The 18,645-nt window shown below is 62.0% G+C and carries 18 protein-coding genes; 10 read left to right on the top strand and 8 right to left on the bottom strand.

The genetic code is table 11. The features are described 5' to 3' along the window. Window positions 1-50 precede the first annotated feature (50 nt). Window positions 51-680, top strand: coding sequence for a LysE family translocator (locus ACJ8HN_RS10620; RefSeq protein ID WP_048321374.1), 630 nt, complete (start codon window positions 51-53; stop codon window positions 678-680). On the opposite strand, the gene ACJ8HN_RS10615 is transcribed toward ACJ8HN_RS10620, so the two are convergent. Continuing rightward, window positions 677-1,516, bottom strand: coding sequence for a helix-turn-helix transcriptional regulator (locus tag ACJ8HN_RS10615; RefSeq protein ID WP_033646888.1), 840 nt, complete (start codon window positions 1,514-1,516; stop codon window positions 677-679). The genes ACJ8HN_RS10620 and ACJ8HN_RS10615 overlap by 4 nt on opposite strands. Before the next feature lie 99 nt (window positions 1,517-1,615). Here ACJ8HN_RS10615 and ACJ8HN_RS10610 point away from each other — a divergent pair, with 99 nt between their 5' ends. The 4 genes from ACJ8HN_RS10610 to ACJ8HN_RS10595 are packed head-to-tail and all read left to right on the top strand — an operon-like array spanning window position 1,616 to window position 6,627. Beyond that, window positions 1,616-3,040, top strand: a complete 1,425-nt coding sequence (locus ACJ8HN_RS10610; RefSeq protein ID WP_103773800.1) for an MFS transporter — start codon at window positions 1,616-1,618, stop codon at window positions 3,038-3,040. Window positions 3,041-3,096: 56 nt separating this feature from the next. Then, window positions 3,097-3,726, top strand: a complete 630-nt coding sequence (locus ACJ8HN_RS10605) for an FMN-binding negative transcriptional regulator (protein ID WP_442523405.1) — start codon at window positions 3,097-3,099, stop codon at window positions 3,724-3,726. A 38-nt stretch (window positions 3,727-3,764) separates the two neighbouring features. Then, window positions 3,765-4,724: a DNA-binding protein YbiB gene (gene ybiB, locus ACJ8HN_RS10600; RefSeq protein ID WP_043146986.1), complete on the top strand. Its 960-nt coding sequence runs from the start codon at window positions 3,765-3,767 to the stop codon at window positions 4,722-4,724. Between the two features lie 46 nt (window positions 4,725-4,770). Next, window positions 4,771-6,627: a M3 family metallopeptidase gene (locus ACJ8HN_RS10595; RefSeq protein WP_442523404.1), complete on the top strand. Its 1,857-nt coding sequence runs from the start codon at window positions 4,771-4,773 to the stop codon at window positions 6,625-6,627. Between the two features lie 66 nt (window positions 6,628-6,693). Here the strand turns inward: ACJ8HN_RS10595 and ACJ8HN_RS10590 are convergent, their stop codons facing one another. The 3 genes from ACJ8HN_RS10590 to ACJ8HN_RS10580 form a co-directional block, all read right to left on the bottom strand. Next, window positions 6,694-7,329, bottom strand: a complete 636-nt coding sequence (locus ACJ8HN_RS10590) for a carbonic anhydrase (protein ID WP_004939270.1) — start codon at window positions 7,327-7,329, stop codon at window positions 6,694-6,696. A gap of 286 nt (window positions 7,330-7,615) precedes the next feature. Next, window positions 7,616-7,876: a multiple stress resistance protein BhsA gene (gene bhsA, locus ACJ8HN_RS10585; protein WP_015377148.1), complete on the bottom strand. Its 261-nt coding sequence runs from the start codon at window positions 7,874-7,876 to the stop codon at window positions 7,616-7,618. Between the two features lie 167 nt (window positions 7,877-8,043). Continuing rightward, complete coding sequence (locus tag ACJ8HN_RS10580; RefSeq protein WP_033646882.1) at window positions 8,044-8,673, bottom strand: flavin reductase family protein; 630 nt, start codon at window positions 8,671-8,673, stop codon at window positions 8,044-8,046. A 118-nt stretch (window positions 8,674-8,791) separates the two neighbouring features. Between ACJ8HN_RS10580 and rlmF the strand changes: the two genes are divergently transcribed. The 5 genes from rlmF (at window position 8,792) to ACJ8HN_RS10555 (ending at window position 13,755) form a co-directional block, all read left to right on the top strand. Continuing rightward, window positions 8,792-9,757 carry a 23S rRNA (adenine(1618)-N(6))-methyltransferase RlmF gene (gene rlmF, locus ACJ8HN_RS10575; RefSeq protein WP_442523403.1) on the top strand — a complete coding sequence of 322 codons (966 nt, stop codon included), beginning with the start codon at window positions 8,792-8,794 and terminating at the stop codon, window positions 9,755-9,757. A gap of 295 nt (window positions 9,758-10,052) precedes the next feature. After that, window positions 10,053-11,357 carry a methyl-accepting chemotaxis protein gene (locus tag ACJ8HN_RS10570; RefSeq protein ID WP_033653405.1) on the top strand — a complete coding sequence of 435 codons (1,305 nt, stop codon included), beginning with the start codon at window positions 10,053-10,055 and terminating at the stop codon, window positions 11,355-11,357. Window positions 11,358-11,543: 186 nt separating this feature from the next. Further along, window positions 11,544-12,113, top strand: coding sequence for a TetR/AcrR family transcriptional regulator (locus ACJ8HN_RS10565; protein ID WP_439927519.1), 570 nt, complete (start codon window positions 11,544-11,546; stop codon window positions 12,111-12,113). Window positions 12,114-12,124: 11 nt separating this feature from the next. Further along, window positions 12,125-12,763, top strand: a complete 639-nt coding sequence (locus ACJ8HN_RS10560) for a GNAT family N-acetyltransferase (protein WP_442523402.1) — start codon at window positions 12,125-12,127, stop codon at window positions 12,761-12,763. Continuing rightward, window positions 12,751-13,755 carry an alpha/beta hydrolase family protein gene (locus ACJ8HN_RS10555; protein WP_442523401.1) on the top strand — a complete coding sequence of 335 codons (1,005 nt, stop codon included), beginning with the start codon at window positions 12,751-12,753 and terminating at the stop codon, window positions 13,753-13,755. Before ACJ8HN_RS10560 ends, ACJ8HN_RS10555 begins: the two co-directional genes overlap by 13 nt. On the opposite strand, the gene ybiO is transcribed toward ACJ8HN_RS10555, so the two are convergent. From ybiO to glnH, 4 genes are all read right to left on the bottom strand, one after another. After that, window positions 13,752-15,977, bottom strand: coding sequence for a mechanosensitive channel protein (gene ybiO, locus ACJ8HN_RS10550; protein ID WP_039566892.1), 2,226 nt, complete (start codon window positions 15,975-15,977; stop codon window positions 13,752-13,754). The genes ACJ8HN_RS10555 and ybiO overlap by 4 nt on opposite strands. A gap of 154 nt (window positions 15,978-16,131) precedes the next feature. Then, window positions 16,132-16,854, bottom strand: coding sequence for a glutamine ABC transporter ATP-binding protein GlnQ (glnQ, locus tag ACJ8HN_RS10545; protein ID WP_004939230.1), 723 nt, complete (start codon window positions 16,852-16,854; stop codon window positions 16,132-16,134). After that, entirely contained in the window at window positions 16,851-17,510 is a 660-nt protein-coding gene (glnP, locus tag ACJ8HN_RS10540) for a glutamine ABC transporter permease GlnP (protein ID WP_004939229.1), read from the bottom strand. Before glnP ends, glnQ begins: the two co-directional genes overlap by 4 nt. A gap of 102 nt (window positions 17,511-17,612) precedes the next feature. After that, complete coding sequence (gene glnH, locus ACJ8HN_RS10535) at window positions 17,613-18,356, bottom strand: glutamine ABC transporter substrate-binding protein GlnH (protein WP_442523400.1); 744 nt, start codon at window positions 18,354-18,356, stop codon at window positions 17,613-17,615. Window positions 18,357-18,645: the final 289 nt, after the last annotated feature.

The raw sequence follows: 18,645 nt of genomic DNA, 5'->3' as shown, positions 1-18,645 counted from the left end.
GCCGCTATGATGGACGCTCCATTCCCGTCCCTCTTCTTATCAGCTGATTCATGATTGATGCCGCAACGCTGTTGTTGTTTTCCGGTGCCTGCGTGGCGCTGGCGCTGACCCCCGGCCCGGATATGCTGCTGATCGCTTCGCGCAGCGTCAGCCAGGGGCGGCGCGCCGGTTTCGCTTCGCTGGCGGGCATTCAGCTCGGCACGTATTGTCACGCGCTGGCGGCGGCGCTGGGGTTGTCGCAACTGTTCGTCGCGGTGCCGCTGGCTTACGACGCGGTGAGAATGCTGGGCGCCGCCTATCTGCTCTATCTGGCGTGGAAAACGCTGCGATCCGGCAGCAGTTTGCAGGCTTCCGCCGGGTTGCAGGCGGTGCCGACGGCGCGCATCTTCCGCCAGGGGCTGTTCACCAATATCCTCAACCCGAAAATGGCGCTGTTCGTGCTGGCGCTGTTTCCGCAGTTTATCGATCCGCGTTCAGGCTCGGTGGTGGTGCAGATGCTGGCGCTGGCGACGGTGCTGAATCTGGTGGGCTTGCTGATTAACGGCGGGGTGATCCTGGCGGTCAGCGGCATGAAAAGCCGCTTTGCCGGCCGCCGCTTCAGCGCCCGCTGGCCGAACTATCTGCTGAGCGGGGTGTTCGCCGGGCTGGCCTGCAAGCTCATTTTCGACAGCCGCCGCTAACCCTCGTGCAGCAGTGCTTCAAACGCCGCGCTGGCCGGTTCGTCCGGCAGCGCGCTGTACATCACCAGCCGCAGGTGATTCTCTTCGTCGACGATGAAAGAGGCGTGGTCAAAGGTGACCGGGCCGATTTCCGGGATGGCGAAGCTGCGCCGTCCCTGGCAGCGCCCGTGAATGTCGTGCTGCCGCCAGAGCTGGCGGAACTGCGGCGACACCCGCTCCAGCGCCTGTACCCGTTGGCGCATCACCTCATCCTCCGGCGCGCGAGCGTAGTCGCGGCGGAAGCTGGCCAGGATTTGCGGCGCCTGCGCCCGCCACTCCAGCAGGCGTGCATTGAGCTGCGGATCGGCAAACAGCATCCACAACATGTTGCGCTCTTCCGGCGGGCGTTCGGCGATGGCGAACAGCCGCTGCGCCGCCGGGTTCCAGGCGATGATGTCCCAACTCAGGTTCATGACGTAGGCCGGCCGCAGCGCTAAATCGTCCAGCAGCCGCCGCACCAGCGGCGAGACCTGACACCACTGATGGCCGACCGGCACCGGCGGGCGCTGATGCGCCAATAAAAACAGGTGGTAGCGGCCGGCGGCGTCGAGCTGCAGCACCCGCGCCAGGTTTTCCAAAAACGCCACCGACGCATTGATTTCCCTGCCTTGTTCCAGCCAGGTGTACCAGGTAAGGCCGACGCCGGCCAGCGCCGCGACCTCCTCGCGCCGCAATCCCGGCGTGCGGCGGCGGCTGCCGCTCGGCAAACCGACCGCCTGTGGCGACAGCTGTTCTCGCTTTTGACGTAGAAAATCCGCCAGTTCGTGGCGAGTGCGCTCGAGGGTGCGTGGGGGCATGGCGGCCGTCCTGTTGCTGTTAGTAATAGTATAATTGGCTATATAGTAACAGTTTAAAACATGTTTCATACTGCGGCCATCATAATCTCTGGAGGTGGTATGGAACATTCATTATCTCGTGAACGGCGAGGGTTGGCCGGCCTGCCGGTGCTGCTGTTGGGCGGTTTTGTCACGGTGTTCGATCTGTTTGTGGTCAACGTGGCGGCGCCGGTGATCCAGCGAGAATTCGCCGCCGATTTTGCCGGCGTCGGGTTGATCGTCGCCGGTTATGAACTGGCGTTCGGGGTGCTGCTGATCGCCGGCGGGCGTCTGGGCGATCGCTTCGGACGTCGGCGTCTGTTCAGCCTCGGCATGCTGGGATTCACGCTGACTTCATTGCTTTGCGGGTTGGCGGGATCGCTCAGCCTGCTGATCGCCGCGCGTATTCTGCAGGGGGCGGCGGCGGCGCTGCTGTTTCCGCAAATTTACGCCTTGATGCGGGTGCTGTACGAGCCGCAACAGCGGCGGCGCGCCTTCGCCTGGCTGGGCATGACGCTGGGGCTGGCGGCAATCTTCGGCCAGATCCTCGGTGGTTTTATCATCGAGGCCAACCTGTTCGGCAGCGGCTGGCGCATGATCTTTCTGATTAATCTGCCGATCGGCGCGCTGGCGCTGTGGGCGGCGCGGCGCATTCCCGAATCGCGGATGGCGCAGGCGCAGCGGCTGGACGGCGTTGGCCTGGGGCTTGCGGCGACCGGCCTGTCGCTGTTGCTGCTGCCGCTGCTGGAAGGGCCGGCGCGCGGCTGGCCGTGGTGGATCGCGCCGATGTTGGCGCTGGCAATGCTGACGCTGTGGGGCTTCCTGCGTTGGGAGCGCCGTCTGGCGCAGCGCGGCGACGATGCGGTGCTCGATCCGGCGCTGTTCCGCCAGGCGGGCTTCGCGCCGGGTATGGCGGTGGTGCTGGCGATTTATGCCACCGCTTCCTCGTTTTTCTTGTGTTTCGCGCTGCTGCTGCAGGCGGGGGCGGGGCTGACGCCTTTTCAGGCGGGCAGCCTGTTCGCCCCGGCCAGCGCGGCCTTTATGCTGGCGTCGATGTTGGCGCCCCGGCTGGCGCTGCGTTGGGGCAACCGTGCGTTGAGCGCGGGCGTGGCGATTTACGCCGCCGGGCTGGCGCTGCTGATGGCGCAGGCGCTGTGGGGCGCGGCGCTGGCGCATCCGCTGCGGCTGCTGCCGGGGTTGGTGGTGCTGGGATTCGGCCAGGCGCTGAGCATGACGCCGCTGCTGAATCTGGTGCTCGGTTTGGCGCACGAGCGGCAGGCGGGCATGGCGGCGGGGCTGGTTGCCACCGTGCAGCAGGTGGGGGGCGCGCTGGGCATCGTGGTCAGCGGCGTCGGTTTCGTGCCGCTGCTGGCGCACGGCGGCGCGGCGGAGCGCTATGCCGAGGCCTTTGCCGGCGCCATGGTATTTAATCTGTTGGCGATGGGCGTCGCCCTGATCTTGTTAAACCGGATCACGCGAAATAGTCAGAAAGCGGATCTTAAGTAGGCCGCCGGCGGGTGCTTTACTGTCGTCATGATGAGAGAGCGTAAGGAGCCACACTGATGTTTCAACCCGCCGCATTTCGCGAAGACGATCTGGATGCCCAACTGGCGCTGGTGCGCGCCCACCCGTTGGGGCTGCTGGTCAGCCACGGCGAGCAGGGATTGACGGCCGATCCGCTGCCGTTTCTGGCCGATGTCGAACAGGGGCAGATCCGGCTGCGGGCGCACCTGGCGCGCGCCAACGAGCACTGGCGGCGGCTGCAGCACGCGGCGGAATGCCTGGTGATTTTTCAGGGGTTGGAGGGCTATGTGTCGCCCGGCTGGTATCCGAGCAAGCGCCAGACCGGCAAAGTGGTGCCGACCTGGAATTACAGCGTGGTACAGCTGTATGGCGTACCGACGGTAACGGACGACCCGGCCTGGCTGCGGCGCCAGATGATCGATCTGACCGCGCAGCAGGAAGGAGGGCGCCTGGCGCCCTGGCGGCTCGACGACGCGCCGGCCAACTACATCGCCGCGCAGCTTAAAGGCATCGTCGGTATCGAGATCGCCGTCACCCGGCTCGAAGGCAAATGGAAGATGAGCCAAAACCGCAGCGCCGACGATGCCGATGGGGTGATCGCCGGGCTGCGCGACGGCGATGAAACGCAGCGGCGGCTGGCGGAGGAGGTTGAGCGGCGGCGCGGATAGGGTATGCTAACCGAAGAGTGAGCAAGGGGAACCTTCGGATGGATTACACCAAAATTATCAAAGAAATAGGCCGCGGCAAAAACCATGCGCGCGACCTGGATCGGCAGACCGCATTTCAGCTGTATCAGGCGATGCTGGCCGGGGCGGTCCCCGAGCTGGAGCTGGGCGGCATTCTGATCGCGCTGCGCATCAAGGGTGAGGCCGAAGAGGAGATGCTGGGCTTCTACCAGGCGATGCAGCAGCAGGTGTTGCCGCTGCAGGCGCCGCAGGGGCGGCCGCTGCCGGTGGTGCTGCCGAGCTACAACGGCGCGCGCAAGCAGGCCAACCTGACGCCGCTGCTGGCGTTGCTGCTCGCGAAAGTGGGCCTGCCGGTGGTGGTGCACGGCGTGCTGGACGACAGCACCCGCGTGACCAGCGCCGAGATTTTCCGCGCCCTGGGGTTGCCGTGGTCGGAACAGGCCGTTCACGCCCAGCAGCGTCTCGATAACGGCGAGGCAGTGTTCATGCCGGTTTCCACGCTGTCGGCGCCGCTGGCGCGGCAGCTCGGGCTGCGTTGGCGCATGGGGGTGCGCAACAGCGCCCATACGCTGGCCAAGCTGGCGACGCCGTTCGGCGAACAGGATGCGCTGCGCCTCGCCAGCGTCTCACACCCGGAGTATGTCGGCCGGGTGGCGTCGTTTTTCCGCCAGATCGGCGCCCGCGGGCTGTTGATGCACGGCACCGAAGGCGAAGCCTACGCCAACCCGCTGCGCTGCCCGCAGATTCACTATATTGCCGGCGGCGAACAGCGCGTGTTGCTGGAGCGCACCTTGCAGGATGAAACGCCGACGTTGCCGGCGGCGAAAGACGCGGAAACCACCGCGCGCTGGATCGAGCGCTGCCTGGCGGGCGAGGTGGCGATCCCGCAGGCCATCCAGCGGCAGGTCGCCTGTTGCCTGGTGGCCGCCGGCGAGAGCGAAACGCTGGAGCAGGGGCTGCAGCGCCTGCATCAGGCCTGAGCGCGACTATACTGGGATATTTCCTCATCGGCTGAGAAGGACGGTTATGCAACAGGCTCTCGATTACTTCAATCAATTGAACCAGGATTACCTCGACGTACACCGCGCCAAAGAAGAGCTGTTCTGGCAAAACTACATGGGCACCGGCGGTGAAGAGGTGTCGGCGCGCTTTGCCGCCGCGGAAAGCGCCTATAAGCGCTTTATCGCCGAACCGCGCCGGCTGGCGGAGATCCGCAATCTGCTGGCCGGATTGGAAACGCTGCCGCAGACGGCGCAGCGCGAGGCGCTGATCCACGGCCTGCAAGGTTGGCTGCGTTTCTTCGACTGCAACGCCATTGAAGATCCGCAGGCGCAGGCGCTGTTGGATCGGATCATCCACGCTGAGTCCGATCTCTACGCGCGCCGCAAGGGCTATCAGGTTACGCATCTGAACACCGAAGGCCGGCGGGTGGCGGCCTCGCTCGGCGAGCTGTTGACCAACCAGGCGACCAACCCGAACGAAGACTACCGCCGCAGCTCGCAGCAGGCGCTGCGCGATCTGGAGCAATGGCTGCTGCATAACGGCCTGCCGGAACTGATTGGCCTGCGCAACCGCTTTGCGCGCCAGATGGGCTATCGCAACTATTTCGACTACAAGGTGAACAAAACCGAGCGCATGACGCCGGAGCAGCTGTTCGCCATTCTGGATCGCTTCGAGCGGGAAACCCGCGAGGCCAACGCGCGCAGCCTGCAGCAACTGGCGGCCGACAAGGGCAGCCAGGCGCTGGAGCCGTGGAACGTGCGCTTTGCCAGCGCCGGCGACGTCACCCGCCAACTGGATCCTTACTTCCCGTTTTCTCGTTCGCTGGAGCGCTGGGTCGACAGCTTCAAACGCCTGCACATCGGCTTTGGCGGCGCCGAGATGAACCTCGATCTGCTGGTGCGCAAAGGCAAGTATGAGAACGGCTTTATGCACGGCCCGGTGCCGCCGTTTGTGCGCCAGGGGGAATGGGTGCCGGCGCGCATCAACTTCACCAGCCTGGCGCAGCCGGGGCAGGTGGGCAGCGGGGCTTACGGGCTCAACACCCTGTTCCACGAGGGCGGCCACGCGGCGCATTTCGCCAACATTCGCCAGAATGCGCCGTGCTTCTCGCAGGAATTCCCGCCGACCTCGATGGCCTATGCCGAAACCCAGTCGATGTTCTGCGACAGCCTGCTGGACGACGCCGACTGGTTGAAACGCTATGCGAAAAACGCCGCCGGCGAAGCGGTGCCCGATGCGCTGATCGAAGCCGGTATCGCGGCGCGCCAGCCGATGCGCGCGTTCAACGAACGCCATATCCTGCTGGTACCGTACTTCGAGTGGGCGCTGTATCAGTGGGATGACGAGCAGCGCACGCCGGAAGCCATCACCGCGCTGGCGCGCGAGGTCGAGCAGAAGATCCTCGGTATCAGCGGCAGCCCGCGCCCGACGCTGGCGATCCCGCACCTGCTGTCGCTGGAGTCCGCCTGCTCTTATCAGGGTTATCTGCTGGCGATGATGGCGGTGGAACAAACCCGCCAGTTCTTCCTGCAGCGCGACGGTTACCTGACGGACAACCCGGCCATCGGCCCGGATCTGGCGCAACACTATTGGTTGCCGGGCAACAGCGTCAGCCATGATGACACGCTGCGCAGCCTGACCGGTGAAGGGTTCAACCCGGACTCTCTGGCGCAGGCCTGTAACCAGACGGTGGCGCAGGCGTGGCGCGAGGCGCAGCAGACGATGGCCGCCGCCGCCGCGCGCCCGCAGCCGCCGGCGGATTTCGATTTGGAGGCGCATATTCGGGTGGTGGACGGTGAGACGGTATTGGCGGACAATGCCGACGGCGACGAACGGATGTGTCGCGATTTCGCCGCGGCGATAGAGGCGCGTTTGGTTTAAGGCTGACAATAAAAAAATCCACGCGGCAGCGTGGATTTTATTTAATGATAAAATCTGGGCGTTATTTTATTCGAAATAGACGTCGGGATTATCGGCCAGGGAAACGAAGCTCTTGGTGTTTCTATCCAGCGTACGAATTTCGCCGCTTTCGATGTCGTACACCCAGCCGTGCAGGCGCAGCCCGCTGTTGCGCAGACCCACCGCCACAGAAGGGTGGGTTTTGATATTATTTAGCTGGGCGATAACGTTCTCTTCTACCATAGCGTTAACTTTGTCTGTTTCGCTATTCCAGGTTTTCTTCTCGACCACCGCTTTGGCCGCATCCGCGTAGTGCAGCCAGTGGGCTACCGCAGGCATGGGATCGAGGCATTGGCAGGACGCGATAGCCTTCATGGCGCCACAGTTCGAGTGGCCACAAATCACGATATCAGTGACGCCCAGCGCCACTACCGCGTATTCGATAGTCGCAGAAACCCCACCCGGCTCCGGGCCGAAGGAAGGGACGATGTTACCGGCGTTGCGGATAACGAACAGTTGCCCAGGCTCTTGCTGCGTCACCAGCTCCGGCACCAGGCGGCTGTCAGAACAGGAGATAAACAGCGCTTTGGGATTTTGGCTGGAGGCCAGGCTGCGAAAGAGTTCCTTACGCTGCGGGAAAATCTCTTTCTGGAAACTGAGGAAACCTTCAATGATATGTTGCATACAACGCTCTCTGCATCTGTAGTCTGCGTAATATGATAATCATCCTCTCCCGTTAGTCCAGCAATGGGGTGGTAAAAAAATGTGTGCTCATCCCCCCTGCAAACCCCATTAAATACGGGGTTTCTACCTATTTCCGGCAGCATTGTCCGGTTCGTTTACGCGTGGGTTGCTGACAAAGCAGACGGTAAGAAACTCGCTGTCGTACCCATTCGGCGCTAATACACTTGAACATGAAAAAGCCCGCCGGGGTGATAGCCGGCGGGCTTTTTGGCGTCTGGGGCGGTGATTATTTGTAGATAACCGCGGTGGCGTGCATCAGGTTGTTACCGCTGGTGGAAGTGATGGTGAAGGCCTTGGCGCCTGCCGCATCGGCTTTGGCGGCCAGTTGAGACTTCAGGCTACTCAGGTCGGTCGCGCCGCTGGCGACGATCACGCCGGCTTTTTCGAATTGGGCGGCATCCTGGGCGCTGACGTGTTCAGCGGCGAAAGTGGTGAAAGAAACGGTGGCCAGGGCGATAGCGGCAGCAAAAGTTTTGATGGTTTTCATGTTCGTCATTCCTGTCAAAGTGAATTAGGGAGAAAGGGGTTTGCCTTTCGATGGGAAAATTATTGCGCAGTGACAGGCGGGATGAAATCGGAGAGTGTTGATGGTTTTGTTCAGATTTTTTGATTATTTATTCCCCCGTTCATCTTCTGCCTAAACGGGGGAGACGATCAGCGCGTCGGGCGCGCCAGATCGAAACGGTGCTGTTCGGAAATGCCGTAGTAGGCGGTCGGGCCGCCGGCGCGCAGAATAGGTTCGGCAGCGGCGGTCTGGTAGACGCCGTGTTCGTCCAGCAGCGCCGGATCGAGGTGCACCGCCACCACTTCGCCCAATACCAGCCAGGTTTCCACCTGTTCGCCGGCGGCGGTTTGCAGCTGAATGCATTGGGTCAGCCGGCATTCGAAGTTAACCGGGCTTTCGGCCACGCGCTCGGCTTTGACCCGGCGCCCGGGCAGCGGCGTGACGCCGGCGAAGGCGAATTCATCCTCGCCGCGCGGCAGGGGGATGGAACTGTTGTTCATCGCTTCCGCCAGCGGGCGTGTCGCCAGGTTCCAGACGAATTCGCCGGTTTCCACGATATTCGCCACGCTGTCTTTCCAGCCGGTGCTGGCGAAACCGACGATCGGCGGACGGTAGTTGAAGCAGTTGAAAAAGCTGTAGGGCGCCAGATTGCGCAAGCCGGCGGCGCTGCGGGAAGAGATCCAGCCGATGGGGCGCGGGCCGACGATGGCGTTCAGCGGATCGTGCGGCAGGCCGTGGCCGGCGGCGGGTTCATAATAATAACGAGATTCACGGCTCATGGGGGATCCTGTGGTAATCGATGAGGTTTTCATTGTGCCGGGTTTCCCGCCGCTGCGCCATTGCGGGCGGGATGTGTTATCTTACGCGCCGGAAATACCTTCAAGAGAGCCCGTCACGGTGGAAAAAAAGAAAACCTTCCCGCAGCAGAAAAGCGGCCTGCATCCGCGCAACCGTCATCGTTCACGCTATGACTTCCCGGCGCTGATCGCCAGCTGCCCGGCGTTGGCGCCGTTCGTAAAACCGAACGCCTGGGGCAATGTTTCGGTGGACTTCGCCGATCCGGCGGCGGTGAAAATGCTCAACCGTGCGTTGCTTCAGCACTTTTACGGCATCGAACACTGGGATATTCCGGCGGACTACCTGTGCCCGCCGATCCCCGGCCGCGCCGATTATCTGCACCACCTGGCGGATCTGCTGGCGACCAGCAACGGCGGCGAGATCCCGCGCGGCAAGGGCGTGGCGATCCTCGACGTCGGCGTCGGCGCCAACTGCATTTACCCGATCGTCGGCCTGCGCGAATACGGCTGGCGTTTCACCGGGTCTGAAATCGATTCGGTGTCGCTCAACGCGGCCAAAATGATCGTCGAGATGAACCCGACGCTGCGCAACAGCGTGCGTCTGCGGTTGCAAAAACAGCCTGAGCTGATTTTTAGCGGCATCATCGGCGCGGCCGAGAAATTTGACGCCACCCTGTGCAACCCGCCGTTCCACGCGTCCGAGCAGGAAGCGCGCGCCAGCACCCGCCGCAAGCTGCATAAATTGGGCAAAGGGGAAGTGGCCGACAAGCCGGTGCAAAACTTCGGCGGCAAGAACAACGAACTGTGGTGTGAAGGCGGCGAAGAAGCCTTCGTGAGCAAGATGGTGGAAGAGAGCGTCGGCAAGGCCAACAACTGCCTGTGGTTCACTTCGCTCATCTCGAAAAACACCACGCTGCCGGCCATCTACCATGCGTTGAAGGTGGCGGGCGCGGCCGAGGTGCGCACCATCGAGATGGCGCAAGGGCAGAAGATCAGCCGCTTTGTCGCCTGGACCTTCCACGACGCCGAGCAACAGGCCGCCTGGGCAGCCGAACGCTGGCGCTAATCCTTCCGGCGCCGGTTATCCTGCCGGCGCCGACAAAAATCCGCATTTTGCCTTTCAATTTTCATCACTTACGTTATTCTCAATACGGAATTAATAATAAAAATCTTAGGCTGTTAGTTTATTTAAATTCGAATAATTACTTTACTGAATAAATAAATTCAATCCGGTTAATAGCAATAACCAGAAGGAACGGCGCTGCCCGTTCCTTCCGCGATGGCACGTCTGCGTGTGGGCGCGGCATGTGGCCAGGCAAAAATAAGAAAAGCGCCATCATCTGCCACAAGGACTACACCTTATGCTGTTACGATTCAGTCAGTTAACTACCCACAAAGGCGCCGAACTGAGCGCGATAGAACACGCCGTTCCGATGATCGTATTCTCGCCCGATGGCACGGTATTGCGTGCCAACGATCTTTTCCTCAACACGCTGGGATTTCAACGCGATGACGTGATTGGCCGGCATCACCGTATTTTCTGCGATCCGAACTATGTTGCCAGCCCGCTATACCGCAAACATTGGGAGACGCTGAATAAGGGCCAACCCATTACGGACACCATAAAGCGCATCGCGAAAAACGGCGAGGCGGTGTGGCTGCAAGGCACCTATGCGCCGGTGCTGAATAAACAGGGTAAGGTGGTGGAGATCGTCAAGATCGCCAGCGAAGTGACCGAGCGAGTGACCCAGGCGCAGGAGCATCGCAGCCTGCTGGCGGCGCTGAATCGATCGATGGCGATGATCGCTTTCACGCCGCAGGGCACCATCGTCAGCGCCAACGACAATATGCTGGCGCTGATGGGCTATCGGCTGGAAGAGGCGTGCGGGCAGTCGCATGCGGTGCTGTGCCCGCCGGAGTTCGCCAATTCCGACGATTATCGGCGGCATTGGCAGCGCCTGGCGCGCGGCGAGTTCATCACCGGGCGTTTTGAGCGCCTCAACCGGCGCGGCGAACGGGTATGGCTGGAGGCCAGTTACAACCCGATCCTCGACAACGAAGGCCAGGTGGTGAAGGTGGTGAAGATTGCCCAGGACATCACCCGGCTGATGCAACAGCAGCAGCATGAAGAAGAGATGGTGCGCAACGCGCATCATCTGTCGCTCGATACCGATCGGCAGGCGGCGCAGGGCGCGATCATCGTGCAGCAGGCGGTGAAAGGCATGCAGCAGGTCGAAGCGGCGGCGCGCGAAACCTCGGACGTGGTCACCGAGCTGGGCAAGTGTTCTCAGCAGATCGGCACCATCGTCGAAGCCATTCGTAAAATCGCTTCCCAAACCAACCTGCTGGCGATTAACGCCTCGATCGAAGCCGCCCACGCCGGCGAGCACGGGCGCGGTTTTGCGGTGGTGGCCAACGAAGTGCGCACGCTGGCGGAACAGTCGCGCAAGGCGGCGACCGAGATCGAACGCATGACCAAGTCTATCCAGCAAGGCGTGGCGGCGGCGATTGCCGGCATGGCGACCTGTGTGGAGCAGGCCGGCGGCGGCGTGGCGCTGACCCACGATGCCGGGGAAGTGATCAATCAGGTCAACATCGGCATGCACGACGTCGTGAAACTGATGCAGGCGTTTACGTCGGTGAAGCAGGGCGACGCGCTGCACTGAGTTTTCATCGCGCCGCCCGCCGAAAATGAGGGCGGCGTTTTTATCTTCCCACCGATTCACACGCCGTTGAGCCGCGGTTCAATTTTTCCAGCCTATGCTATTCTTAAATATGAACGAACGTTCGTTCATTAATTAATATTCATTCGATGGCGCCAGGCGCCCCCTTCACCGTTTCGGGAGTTGCCGATGGGAAACCGAGAAAAGATTGTCGAGGCTGCGCTGCACAGCTTTACCCACAGGGGATTTCACCAGACCAGCATGCGGGATATCGCGCAGGCGGCGGGCGTCAGCGTCGGCAACCTCTATAACCACTTTACCGGCAAGGAGGCGTTGATCGGCGAAATTGCGCTGCTGGAAAACGGCGTATTCGCCGAGTTTGCCGCCGGGCTGCGGGCCGACAGAACGCGGCCGAAACAGGCGCTGTCGGCCTTTTTCACCGCCTATCATGCCTTTGTCGCCGAACCGGCCAATGTGCAGCTGTCGGCGGAGATCGTGGCGGAGGTGGCACGCAACCCGGCGTTGGCCGAGCCGTTCAGCGCCAACCAGCGGCAGCTGATTGAGGCGCTGGCGACGGTTATCGCCGAGGCGCAGCAAACCGGTGAGATCGCACCGGCGATAGCGCCGTTGCCGCTCGCGCAGCTGGTGCTGGACGTGCTCGAAAGTCAGGCCTGGCGGCAGGCGATCTTTGCGTCGTCCGCGCCGGAGGAGACCACGCCGGTGCGGCTGTTGGAACAACTGCTCTACCGGCATCCCTAGTCGAGGTGGATATGCTGCACATTGAGCCGTACCGCGATGCTGACCGCCGGCAAACGGCGGCGCTGATCTACGCCGCGTTCTGCGACAAGTTCCAGCGCGCACGCCGTCTGAGCGCCCGCCTTCAGTGGCGTTTGTTCTATCGGCTATGGCGTTGGAAGCAAGGCGGCAGCCGGGAGCGCAGCTTCGTGGTGAAGCAGGATGAACAGGTGGTGGCGACCTTTGCCCTCAATGCGGCCGCTGGCGAGAACAACGCCAGGCGGCGTCCGCATGCCTTGCCGATTTGGCGGCTGTGCCGCCGCTATGGCTGGCTGAACGTTTGGCGCATGTATCTGCAAATGGCGGTGTTGCAGCACACCCCGGCGGCCAATGAGCTGTATCTCTCCTACCTGGCGGTGGCCGAGAGTCAGCGTGGCAAAGGGGTGGGCAAGCGGCTGCTGCAGTGGATGAACGACTATGCTGCTGAACAAGGCGCGGGCCGGCGTCTGAGTCTGCACGTCAGCCGGCGCAACGTGGATGCGCAGCGCCTGTACCGGCGCTGCGGTTTTCAGGTGCGGCGCGAAGAGCATTACGCTTCGTTAGGATGGCTGTTCGGTCAGGCCGACTGGGTGTTGATGGAGAGACGCTGCGGGGAGGCGACGTGCGCAAAATAGGACTGTGCTGCGTGGCGCTGCTCCTGCTGGCGCTCGGGTGGGTCATTTACGTCAACGACTTTCGTTTTGTCACCGAACCGGTCACGGTGACCGCCGGCGGCAACCGGCTGACCGGCACGCTGGTGTTGCCGCAGCATGCGCCGATCAAGCCCGGCGTCGTGGTGTTCGTGCACGGCGATGGGCCGGCCAACGCCAGCCGCGACGAAGGCTATTACGGCATTTGGGAGGCGATGGCGCAGCAGGGCTACGCGGTTTTATCCTTCGATAAGCCGGGCGTTGGCGGCTCCGGCGGCAACTGGCTGCATCAGACCATGGCGGATCGCGCGCGGGAAACCGCCGATATCATCGACTGGGCACGGCGGGACGGGCGCTTTGATGCGCGCTGCGTGGGGCTGTGGGGCACCAACCAGGCGGGATGGGTGATGCCGGAGGTGGCGCGTTTGCGCCCCGACATCGCCTTCACGCTGGCGCTGGCGCCGGCGATCAACTGGCTGCGGCAGGGGCGCTATAACACCCGGGCGGCGATGGCGGCGGCGGGGAACGATGAAGCGCAAATCCAGGCGCGCGAGGCGCATTGGCGCCATATCCAGACGCTGCTCGAGCAACCGGACGGCTACGCGCAGTACCGCCGCGAGTATGGCGCCGCCGCTGCATTGAGCGCCGACCGCTGGCGCTTTATCCGCGCTAACATGGCCAGCGACGCGACGGCGGGATTGCGGTATTTCACTACGCCAGTGCACCTGATCCTGGGCGGGCGCGACGTCAACGTGGACGCGGACGAAACCGAGCGCGTGTATCGGCAAACGATCCCGGCCTCGCTGCTGACGGTGACGCGCATCGACGAGGCCGATCATGTGATGATCAAACCGCTGTTCGCCCGCCATCCGTGGCTGATCAACGTGGTTGGCCTGTTTGCGCCGCGCTCGGTGCAATACGACGCCTACCGACAGGACGTGGCGGCCTTTCTGGCCGCTCAGCCCTGCGGGCGCTAACCGCCGGGGACCGAGGGCGGCGCCTGTTCTTCGTGCGGCTGCGGCGCGCGGGAGATCTGCATCGCCTGCTGCGGCATGCCGATGCCGGCCCGATCGAAATGGATTTTCACCAGCCGATCGAGGGCGTACTGGACCACCCACTGTTTCAGCGCCTGCGTGCGCACCGTCACGCGGGTGGTGAACGAGCGGTCGCCCAGCGCCACCACGCCGTTGAAGACCGGCTCGCCAATCAGGAAATGCTTCACCTGTTCATCTTGCTTCAGCGCCGCGATGGCCTGATGCAGCACTTCATTGACCCGATCGATATCCTCGTCGCGGCTGACGGTGTAGTTGGCGCGGTATACCCCGAATTCGCGCGCATAGTTGGCCAGCGTAGTGATCGAGGAGTACGGCACGATGTGGTAGACGCCGTAGTCGTCGCGCAGGCCGATCGAGCGAATGGTCATGCGCTCCACGGTGCCGGTGATGCCGCTGACGGTGACGTATTCGCCGGTGTTCATGCCGTTTTCGAACTGGATGAACACGCCGGTGATCACGTCTTTCACCAGCGTCTGGGCGCCGAAGCTGATAGCCAGCCCCAGCGCGCCGGCGCCCGCCAGCAGCGGCGCGATGTTCAGCCCCACCTGCGACAGCACGATCATCACGGTAATGGTGCTGATAACGATGGCCAGCACGTTGCGAAACAGCGTCAGCAGCGTGCGTTCGCGTGCGCTCGGCCGCACGCCGTTGCTCAGTTCCAGCGCCAGGCGGTGCTCGATGATGCTGGCCATCAGCGTCCAGCTGAAGACGGCGATCAGCAGGATCAGCAGGATATGCACCAGCCCGCCGAGCGTTCGCTGGCCATTTTCGCTGCCCGCCCACTGGTACAGGTTGATCAGGTGCCAGGCATCGAGCAGGAACAGCGTCACCGCCAGCACCACCATCACCCGCAGTATCTTCAGCCCGTTGGGGATGTAGGAGTTGATGCGCCGCTCGAGCATCGGATAGCGCAGATTAACGTCGGTCGGCAGCGAAATGCGGCGGAAAATCCAGCGGGTCAGCATGCCGGACAGCAGAGCGCCGACGCCGACCACCAGCAGGCTTTTCACCGTGGCGCTCATCATAAAGCGCAGGCTGTTGCCGATGTCGAACTGGGACAGCACGAACAACACCAGAAAATAGGCGATCGCCAGCAGATGCCAGATATGCCCCAGGCCGCGCAGGATCGCGCTGAAAAACGCCATCGACCGTTCGGCCAGCAGGTTGATCTGTTGCTGTATCGGCTTGCGGTTGTGCAGGATCAGCCAGATGGCGTACAGCGTCAGCGCCAGCATCACCACCAGATTGACGGCGGCGGCGGCCGGGTAGCTGATCTGCACCGCCACCACCGGCACCACCACCATCAGGCCGTAGCCGATCAGGCCGCTGAGCCAGGCGAGGCGCGTGTTCCAGTAGCGCGCGCTCTGGTCGCTGAAGGGGAAGGGGCGCAGGTAGTCGAAGTTGGGGGCGAAAATCAGCCGCAGCACCGCTTTGAAAAACTCAATCACCGCGAAGGCGCTGAGAAACAGGGTCTGCAGCCGCAGAATGGTGGCGCTGTCGGCGTGGACGTGGCGGGCGAACAGGTTGCCCGCCGCCAGCGCCAGCAGCAGCACCAGCAGATCGACGGCGAAAGCGCCGAGAATGGCGGCGGGGCGCTTATACCACGGGCCGCGCTGTAGCCGCGCGTTGTGCCCCCAACTGCCCATGCGTTTGTACAACGGCGCGATCAGCCGCCGGATCAGGTGGAACAGCGCAAAGGTGACCGCCACCGTCAGCAGAAAGTAACCCAGCGCGCGGAAAAAGCCGGCGGGATTGAAAACGCGCTTCGGACCGGAGTCGATCAGCTTTTGCAGCGCGCCGAGCTTCTGGTTAAAGGTGCCGATGCCCTCCTGCGCCAGCGAGTTCAGGCTGTCGCTCAGCGTGGCCGGCGTTGATTCCTCCGGCGTTGTTGGGGCGGCGGCGGGGGCGTCGCCGGCGGCCTGTTTCAGGTGGTTGATGAGTGCCGCGCGCGCTTTGTCGTCTTGCAGCAGATCGGCCAGCGCGGCGTAGGCGGCCTTCTGCTGCTCGCTCTTGTCGGCGGGCGCGGGCGGCGCGTTTTGCGCCAGCGCCGGTGGCGCGAAGACGTTCAGGGTCAGCAACAGCAGCAGGAAAAGCAGGTGTTCTCGCAGATGAGAACCTCGTCGGGAGTCTGCGTTTGGCGGCATTGTTCCTCTCTTTGGCGTTCTGTGATCGGCGGATGTCAGAGCAATACGATGAAAAACAATGAATATAGTAGGAAAGGTGGCGCGATGTGGCGTGGGAACGCGTGCGGAATGAAAGCGGCGGGCGCGTGGCGCGCCCGCCGTGAAACCGCCAGGATCAGGATACGTGCTGCAGGAACTCCTGCAGACGCGGGCTTGGCGGATGGTTGATCAGGTCGTGCGGGTTGCCGTCTTCGGCAATCCGGCCCTTATCGATAAAGATCAGGCGCGACGCCACTTTTTCGGCAAAGCCGACTTCGTGGGTGACGATGACCATCGTCATGCCTTCCTCGGCCAGATCCTGCATCACCTTCAGCACTTCGTGGCGCAATTCCGGATCGAGCGCGGAGGTCGGCTCGTCGAACAGCATCATTTTCGGCTTCACCGCCAGCGCGCGCGCAATCGCCACGCGCTGCTGCTGCCCGCCCGACAGTTCGGACGGATAGTGGTGGGCACGCTCCGCCAGACCGACCTTGGCCAGCAGCTCGCGCGCCAGCTTTTCCGCATCGGACTTCTTCGCGCCGCGCACGCGGATCGGGCCGAAGGCGACGTTTTCCAGCGCCGTCAGGTGTGGGAACAGGTAGAACTGCTGGAACACCATGCCGGCTTCCTGGCGGATCAACCGATCGTCCACTTTCGGATCGTTGGCTTTCAGGCCGTCGACGATCAGATCGCCGCTGGTGACCTCTTCCAGCTTGTTGATGCAGCGCAGCAGGGTGGATTTGCCGGAGCCGGACGGCCCGATGATCACCACCACTTCGCCTTTGTCGATCTTCAAATCGATGTTATGCAGCACCTGGGTTTGGCCAAAATGCTTGGAGACGTTTTTAAATTCAATCACAGGATTTTCATCCTTCTTTCCAGACGACGCAGCACGAAGCTCAGCACCAGGGTAATAATCAGATAGATAACCGCCACGGCGCTCCAGATTTCCAGCGCGCGGAAGTTACCGGCAATAATTTCCTGACCCTGACGGGTCAGCTCCGCCACGCCGATCACGATGAACAGCGAGGTGTCTTTGATGCTGATGATCCACTGGTTGCCCAGCGGCGGCAGCATGCGGCGCAGCGCCAGCGGCATAATGACGTAGCGGATGGTTTCGCGGCGCGACAGGCCGAGCGCCAGGCCGGCCTCGCGGAAACCGTTATGAATCGACAGCACCGCGCCGCGGGTGATTTCCGCAATGTAGGCGCCGGAGTTGATCATGATGGTCACCACCGCCGCGGTGAACGGATCGATGCGCAAATCGGTGAACGCCATCGGCAGGGCGAAGTAGATGAACATCACCTGCACCACGATCGGCGTGCCGCGGATCACTTCGATAAACACCAACGCGATGTGGTTGGCGATCCAACCGCCGTAGGTGCGGGCAAAGCCGGCGACGAGGCCGATGATCAGGCCGCCAATCAGACCGAGGACCGAAATCCACAGGGTCATTTTGGCGCCCTCTAACAAGATAGGAATGGCGGGCCAGATGGCGCTCCAGTCGAACTGCATGATATTTCTCCCGGTGATCCCGAACGTGGGTATCAGATACAACGAAGCGCAGGGGGGTAAGCGCCCCCTGTGCTTAAGTTAATAGCTTGCCAAATTCACAGCTTACTTAGGTTCGGTGCCGAACCACTTCTTGTAGATCTCGTTATAGGTGCCGTTCTCACGCAGGGTTTTCAGCGCGCCGTTCACCTTCTCGCGCAGCTCGTCGCTGCCTTTAGGGAAGGCGATGCCATACTGCTGTGCTTCCAGCGAATCGCCCACGGTTTTGAACTTGCCGGCGCCGGCCGTCTTGATGAAGTACAGGATGTTTGGCGTGTCGTGCAGCACCGCATCGGCGCGCTTGGTGCCCAGCTCCATGTAGGCGTTGTCGATGTTAGGGAACTGACGCAGATCCTTGGTTTTGATGTGCTGCTTGGCGTAATCCACCGAGCCGGTGCCGCTCTTCACCGCCACCACTTTGCCGTTCAGATCGTCGATGCTTTTCACGCTGTTGTTGTCGGCGTTGACCATCACCAGCAGGCCGCTCTTGTAGTAGCCGTCGGAGAAGTCGATGGCTTTCTTGCGCTCATCGGTGATGGTGATGCCGGCCAGCGCCAGATCGACGTTTTTGGTCTGCAGCGCCGGAATGATGCCGCCGAAGTCCATTGGCTTCAGGGTGTAGTCCAGCTTCAGCTCTTTGGCGACGGCGGCCCACAGGTCGATGTCGAAGCCGACGTATTTGTCGCCTTGTTTGAACTCAAAAGGAACGAAAGCGGTGTCGGTGGCGACCACCAGTTTGTCTGCTGCGTGGGAACTTACGGCAAAGGCCAGAGAGAGTGTGGCCAGGGAGACTTTAAAAATCGACTTCATGAGAGGAATTCCTGTACAGGTTGCGGATTACCCATTTTTTATATTGCAGTTGGTGCCATGAAAAAATCGTGCCATGTTTTCAACTACTATAAAAACAAAGAGTTATTGCGTGATGTTGTGCCGTAAAGGCGAATTGTTATGGTTATGCACCAACGTGAGGCACCAAAATGGTGCGTAAGAATTATCTTGGTGCACGGGGCTATCATTAACCAAACTTTGGCTGTGAAACAACCGTTCTTTAACGTTTTTGCTTCAATATTGATAACTAACTCTAACTTTCATGATGCAC

Source organism: Serratia sp. CY29653 (assembly GCF_052169255.1).
GTDB lineage: Bacteria > Pseudomonadota > Gammaproteobacteria > Enterobacterales > Enterobacteriaceae > Serratia > Serratia sarumanii.
The sequence above is the reverse complement of the archived record's forward strand: the minus strand, read 5'-3'. Positions and strand labels throughout refer to the sequence as shown.

Excerpts from the sequence above, each read along its gene's own strand:
- glnP (WP_004939229.1), bottom strand. The coding sequence starts at position 17,510 with ATGCAGTTCGACTGGAGCGCCATCTGGCCCGCCATTCCTATCTTGTTA.
- ACJ8HN_RS10620 (WP_048321374.1), top strand. The coding sequence starts at position 51 with ATGATTGATGCCGCAACGCTGTTGTTGTTTTCCGGTGCCTGCGTGGCG.
- ACJ8HN_RS10560 (WP_442523402.1), top strand. The coding sequence starts at position 12,125 with ATGCTGCACATTGAGCCGTACCGCGATGCTGACCGCCGGCAAACGGCG.
- ACJ8HN_RS10610 (WP_103773800.1), top strand. The coding sequence starts at position 1,616 with ATGGAACATTCATTATCTCGTGAACGGCGAGGGTTGGCCGGCCTGCCG.
- ACJ8HN_RS10595 (WP_442523404.1), top strand. The coding sequence starts at position 4,771 with ATGCAACAGGCTCTCGATTACTTCAATCAATTGAACCAGGATTACCTC.
- ybiO (WP_039566892.1), bottom strand. The coding sequence starts at position 15,977 with ATGCCGCCAAACGCAGACTCCCGACGAGGTTCTCATCTGCGAGAACAC.
- ACJ8HN_RS10615 (WP_033646888.1), bottom strand. The coding sequence starts at position 1,516 with ATGCCCCCACGCACCCTCGAGCGCACTCGCCACGAACTGGCGGATTTT.
- bhsA (WP_015377148.1), bottom strand. The coding sequence starts at position 7,876 with ATGAAAACCATCAAAACTTTTGCTGCCGCTATCGCCCTGGCCACCGTT.
- glnH (WP_442523400.1), bottom strand. The coding sequence starts at position 18,356 with ATGAAGTCGATTTTTAAAGTCTCCCTGGCCACACTCTCTCTGGCCTTT.
- ACJ8HN_RS10590 (WP_004939270.1), bottom strand. The coding sequence starts at position 7,329 with ATGCAACATATCATTGAAGGTTTCCTCAGTTTCCAGAAAGAGATTTTC.
- ACJ8HN_RS10565 (WP_439927519.1), top strand. The coding sequence starts at position 11,544 with ATGGGAAACCGAGAAAAGATTGTCGAGGCTGCGCTGCACAGCTTTACC.
- ACJ8HN_RS10580 (WP_033646882.1), bottom strand. The coding sequence starts at position 8,673 with ATGAGCCGTGAATCTCGTTATTATTATGAACCCGCCGCCGGCCACGGC.
- ybiB (WP_043146986.1), top strand. The coding sequence starts at position 3,765 with ATGGATTACACCAAAATTATCAAAGAAATAGGCCGCGGCAAAAACCAT.
- ACJ8HN_RS10605 (WP_442523405.1), top strand. The coding sequence starts at position 3,097 with ATGTTTCAACCCGCCGCATTTCGCGAAGACGATCTGGATGCCCAACTG.
- ACJ8HN_RS10570 (WP_033653405.1), top strand. The coding sequence starts at position 10,053 with ATGCTGTTACGATTCAGTCAGTTAACTACCCACAAAGGCGCCGAACTG.